Origin of the sequence: Weizmannia acidilactici (genome assembly GCF_008974225.1) — a bacterium.
Classification (GTDB): Bacteria; Bacillota; Bacilli; order Bacillales; family Bacillaceae_C; genus Weizmannia; species Weizmannia acidilactici.
Genome location: NZ_BKZR01000073.1, coordinates 1 through 5749, shown reverse-complemented (window position 1 = coordinate 5749; position 5749 = coordinate 1). Strand labels below are relative to the sequence as shown.

At 47.0% G+C, this 5749-nt stretch carries 3 protein-coding genes and 1 CRISPR repeat array; all 3 genes read right to left on the bottom strand.

Features of this window, described 5'->3' with window-relative positions:
* Window positions 1-35: 35 nt before the first annotated feature.
* A CRISPR array of direct repeats spans window positions 36-1326; the repeat unit is 32 nt; unit sequence GTCGCTCCCTACTTGGGGGCGTGGATTGAAAT.
* Window positions 1327-1579: 253 nt separating this feature from the next.
* The 3 genes from GBH70_RS17605 to ppc all read right to left on the bottom strand — a co-directional run bounded on the left by GBH70_RS17605 (window position 1580) and on the right by ppc (window position 5603).
* Window positions 1580-1804, bottom strand: a complete 225-nt coding sequence (locus tag GBH70_RS17605; protein WP_269467543.1) for a methyl-accepting chemotaxis protein — start codon at window positions 1802-1804, stop codon at window positions 1580-1582.
* 662 nt (window positions 1805-2466) lie between these two features.
* Window positions 2467-2694, bottom strand: a complete 228-nt coding sequence (locus GBH70_RS16030) for a hypothetical protein (protein WP_151681970.1) — start codon at window positions 2692-2694, stop codon at window positions 2467-2469.
* Between the two features lie 200 nt (window positions 2695-2894).
* Window positions 2895-5603 (bottom strand): phosphoenolpyruvate carboxylase, encoded by a 2709-nt coding sequence (ppc, locus tag GBH70_RS16025; RefSeq protein WP_172967528.1) that lies wholly within the window; start codon window positions 5601-5603, stop codon window positions 2895-2897.
* Window positions 5604-5749: the final 146 nt, after the last annotated feature.

Sequence of the window (5749 nt, the reverse complement as noted above, 5' to 3'; positions counted from 1 at the left end):
TTGTTTAAACTCGAGTGTATACTCGCCGACAACGAGTCGCTCCCTACTTGGGGGCGTGGATTGAAATAAATAAACCAAATATTCTAATAATTTGTAATAGCTGTCGCTCCCTACTTGGGGGCGTGGATTGAAATTATTACGATAGAATGGAGTCGAGTACAATGTACGTCGCTCCCTACTTGGGGGCGTGGATTGAAATCATTCGATGCCGTCCGGAACATACACGCGTTTAAGTCGCTCCCTACTTGGGGGCGTGGATTGAAATCCATACTTTTTAGCATCGTCCGGATCCATTACCGGTCGCTCCCTACTTGGGGGCGTGGATTGAAATGGTTATTGCAAAGCATAAACAAACCGGAGTGATTGTCGCTCCCTACTTGGGGGCGTGGATTGAAATTAGACGATTTGGAGGATGCCAGACCCGGTGGAAATGTCGCTCCCTACTTGGGGGCGTGGATTGAAATAGCCAGGGGCTTATTATCCGCCGTTGGATGATTTGTCGCTCCCTACTTGGGGGCGTGGATTGAAATAAAACCCCCAAGCCAGTCGAAAAAAGCCGCCGGACGTCGCTCCCTACTTGGGGGCGTGGATTGAAATATTTGAATAATAACCTTGAACCTGACGAATTGTGTCGCTCCCTACTTGGGGGCGTGGATTGAAATATCAACTATTTCCCGATACTGTTTAATCATGGACGTCGCTCCCTACTTGGGGGCGTGGATTGAAATATCTGATCGCCAGCTTTATAGACATCTTTAAGGTGTCGCTCCCTACTTGGGGGCGTGGATTGAAATAACGTACTCACGCTGGTATCACCAGCTTTTGCCCGTCGCTCCCTACTTGGGGGCGTGGATTGAAATAATTCGTGGAAGGTGTCGAAGGTGCTGACGCCAGTCGCTCCCTACTTGGGGGCGTGGATTGAAATAAAGGAGATGTTCAAGATGATTAAAGATAAATTATTGTCGCTCCCTACTTGGGGGCGTGGATTGAAATTGCTTTTAAATCCACACCAAACACCGTTAATCAAGTCGCTCCCTACTTGGGGGCGTGGATTGAAATAATCAGCCGCAGGCGCCGCCGCAAGTCGACACAGGTCGCTCCCTACTTGGGGGCGTGGATTGAAATAGGGAACCCTAAGGCGTTTTTAACGCTATGGCAACGTCGCTCCCTACTTGGGGGCGTGGATTGAAATAGTAATGCCCCAATGGAGGCGGTAAGAGCTGCATTGTCGCTCCCTACTTGGGGGCGTGGATTGAAATAATACTAGACTTATCTTTATAATTACGTTTAAGCCGTCGCTCCCTACTTGGGGGCGTGGATTGAAATATATGCCGGCAGTAGTATCTTTTCCGGATGCTTAGTTGCTCCCTGCTTAAGTTCGTGGATCATATGAATGTGAGAGAAAAGGGATAAGAAATTACTAATAGTTGTATCAGTATCTTTCCTTAGCACAAAAAGAATGGATACCCCTTCATATCACCGCGGCCGATTGATTTTGGTCATGTAGCACAGTTTTGCTGTTCTTTTCAACTGAACCTATAATCTTTTTAAAAGATTCGCTTGTAGCTTCAGTTGTCGGCTAAAGGATACAGCAACCGATGCTTGCTTTAGGGAATTCCTCCACCTGGACATTATATTGGTTGGAATCGGAAAGCATGGTTTGGACTTTATCGGCCATCGTTTGGACAGATAATTTTCTGATTTCCTGCGAGACGATTGCGTAACCTCTATCATGCTTTCCTGCACGGGCTACTTCAATGGCAGAATTTAAAGAAACCAAAATTTGTTTATTCGGCAATATCATTTACGGACAGGATCATATCCTTCTTTTCTCAGGAGGACTTGCCCTGTTTTTGGATAATATCCAACTTTTCTTTTGTCGTCCATGCAGCGATTGTTTCCGCATTCCAATCGACTGATTTAGCTTTTTCTACCCAATTTTGGTATTGGCAGCTGTCATACTTGTCCGCTGGGCTGCTTTCTATTGCGCTTTCATCCACTTACTTGCTGGATATTGAAACTTAAAGGACTCTACAAACGCCTCTGTATTTTGTACGAATGCAGCCAAACCTTCGATGACTTGTATCATTTTTTCTTTTAAATCATTTTGCCCGAAGCAAACAGTCTTGAAATTGCAGAAGATTTTCAATGATTCACCTAACGAAACGCGACAATTGAAACATTCATCTTCCTCGCCTTTTCCATCAAGCCTTGGGTAGGAGTGCGGGGCTTTTTTTGAAATGAATCCACTTCATGTAAATTCCCCCAATTGATGGCCGGTTGCGTTGCCAGCCCAGGTTCTTCCAAGCGCCCTCATACAGAAAAATTCATAAAAGAAAAGTATGGATTTTGTAGTTTATGTCGATTGCGGTTTTGCTTAACAATCTTGAATAAACAGAGAAAATTTATGAAGCAATATCCATCGTTTTTTGCCTGTAACAATAAAAAAACCTAAGGCAAAGCAGGTCATTTCTCGACCCACTCCTCCTTAGGCCTGTCCAGTTCCATTTTCTGTAATTCTAATTTCATTTTCTCTGCTTCTAACAAAAAGTTCTCGTTTTTCAGTTTCTCCAGTTCCAGTTCTTTTTCCAACACTTGCAACTTTATCTTTTGCCTGTCTTTAAAAAAATTTGTAATTACTGCGATAATGGGCACAGAAAATATAAGTACAACGGTAACCATGCCTGTCGACATAAGCGCGCCCCCAGTCCTGCTATTTGTCCCTATTATACAATAATTACTGAAGTTTTTAACACTTTTAAATTATAATCCTTTGTCCGATGCGGCAGCCAAGCAGAAACATTAAAAAAAGCAGTGTGGCCTGCCATTGGCAAAACCGCACTGCTTTTCTGCGTTAAGCCGGATCTCCGGATCAGGAACTTGAGAACTCTCCATCACCCCGTATTCCTCAACCCTGCGGCGATGCCGTTGATCGTAAGCAGGACTTCCGTCAGCAAGTCTTCCGCTTTCTCGTCGTTGTTTTCGCGTTCGCGCAAGTGCGAGATGAGATAGACCTGGAACAAGTTCAAAGGGTCAACGTATGGATTGCGCAGGCGGACAGATTCTTTGATGTTCGGCGTGTAATCGAGCAGCTCTTTCTGGCCTGCGACTTTTAACACCATTTCCTTCGTCAGTTCGTATTCTTCTTTAATCAGGCCGAATATGCGGTTTGCGACGGCCGGGTCTTTCACGAGCCTCGTGTATTCTTCAGCTGTCAAGAGCTCGGCTTTAATCAGGGCCATCTGCAGGTTATTGATCGTTGCTTTAAAAAACGGCCATGATTCGTACATTTGCTGGAGCAGGCGCAAATTGCCGGTTTCTTCCACATATTTGCTCAAACCCGTGCCGGCCGCGTACCACGCAGGGAGGAGCTGGCGGCTTTGCGTCCATGCGAACACCCACGGAATCGCGCGCAAGTCTTCAAAGCGTGCGCTCCCTTTCCGGCTCATCGGCCGTGAGCCGATGTTCAGTTTGCCGAGTTCGTTCAAAGGCGTTGCTTCTTTGAAATATGCCAGGAAATCCGGGTCGTTGAAAACGAGTGCCTGGTATTTTTCAAGGGCGTATTCCGAAATTTTATCCATAGCCCGGACAGCTTCCTCGTTCGGCGCTTTTCCTTTTTTCTCGTTCAGTTTTTGTTTTGCAATCGCGACCATCATCGTGGATGTTGCCTGCTCAAGGCTGCGGTAGGCAATGTCACGCAGCAAATACCGCGATGACAGCACTTCACCCTGTTCGGTGATTTTGACGCCGTCGCCGAGCGTGACCGGAGGCTGCGACAAGAGGCTCGAATACAGCGGGCCGCCGCCGCGCCCGAGAGAACCGCCGCGCCCGTGGAAAAATTTCAGCTTGATGCCGTATTTGGCGCCCATTTCGTGGATTTCTTTCTGGGCCTTATACAGCTGCCAGTTCGCGGTGAGCGTACCGCCGTCTTTGCTGCCGTCGGAATAGCCGAGCATGACTTCCTGCAGGTTGTTGCGCACCTTTAAATGGTTCCGGTAAACCGGGAGCCGGAACAAAGTCTCGAGCATTTTCGGGCCGTTCCGCAAGTCTTCAATCGTTTCAAGAAGCGGGGCGATATGGATTTCGCTTAAAATTTCCCCGTTCGGGTACACGCGGTACAGGCCGGCTTCTTTTGCCAGCACAAGCACTTCGAGCACATCGCTGACCGAGTGCGCCATGCTGATCAAATAAACTTGTATGGAGCGCTCGCCGAACGTTTGGTGGGCGCGTTTGATCATCCGGAATGTATTGATGACTTCCTGTGTTTCCGGTGTAAACGTGTCATAAATGGAAATCATCGGCCGCGGATCGTTTAATGCTTTCAAAAGCACCTGTACTTTTTCCTCTTCTGGCAGATTTTTGTAGTCTGCGGCAATGTTAACATTATAAAGTACCTCGGCAAGCGCCGCTTCATGCTCACCGCTGTGGTTGCGGATATCAAGCGAAGCGAGGTGGAAGCCGAACAGCTCGACCTGCCGGATGACTTTACGGAGCAATTTAATCGGATGGCCGTCAGGATGGTGCTGGCTGATGCTGTTCCGGATCATGTACAGATCGGCCAGAAGTTCCTCTGCGGTTTGGTATCCGCCTTTGTGATGTTCTATGCATTCAAGTTTATGCAGCATGATCGTCAGTTTTCTGCGGTAAATTTCATCTTTTGTCGGCCAGGTATCACTAACCCGCATCCCTTTTTCTTCGTTCTCCACAGATGCGAGCAGGGCAGGGCTGGCGTTGACTTTTTTGGACGAATGGCTGAGCAGCTCCCTGAGCATGCGGAGCGATTTTTTATACTTGTTCAAGACAAGTTCGCGCTGCATCTCGAGCGTTTTCCAAGTGACATCTGCGGTGACGTTCGGGTTGCCGTCGCGGTCGCCGCCGATCCATGACCCGAAATGGAGATAGGGAGGGACTTTGAAACGCTGCCCATACGTTTCATACAGGTAATCTTCCAAATCTTCATGGATTCGCGGCAGGACGTCAAACAGGACGTTGTCAAAATAATAGAGGCCGTTTTCCACTTCATTCGAAACAGTCGGTTTCTTTTCTCGGATTTCGGCACTCTGCCAAAGAATGGTGATTTCATTAAAAATCGTTTCTTCAATAACTTTTTTCTCATAACGCGTGCTTGCAAATTCAAGCGCCTTTAAAAGGTCCGCAATGCGTTTATGGATTTTCAGAATCGTCCGCCTTGCTGCTTCCGTCGGATGTGCCGTAATAATCAGTTCAAGCGATAAAGTATCCAACATCTCTGCGACCATATCGGCAGGCACATGTTCTTTCTGCAGCGTTTCGATGCCGTCTTCCAGAGAACCCGGCTGAACCTGGTACGTATCTTCCGACTGGTATTCCCTCCGGCGCTTAATTCTGAAATTTTGTTCGGCGATGTTGAATAATTGCAGATAGGTGGAGAAAGCGCGGATCACTTCCTGCCGTTGCGGCGGTTTAAGGGTAGTAATTTCATTTTTTAATTGAAGGTAAATGGACTGGTCTCCTGTTTCCCTCGCTTTTTGCGCAAGGGAGCGAATGTTGGTAATAATGTTGAGCAGGTCTTCGCCGCCTTCAAATAAAATGACTTTGTCCAACAAGCCGGCGAGAAAATCCATGTCCTCCTGCAATGCCAGCCGGCTTGTTTTCTTTTCGTCAATTTGATGCAAAGATGATCGCTCCTTTCTGGTTGGTAAGAAAAATGCACAAAGAAAAGGTTATTACTATTATACTTGTAAACTTTAAAAAGTCTAATACTTTATAA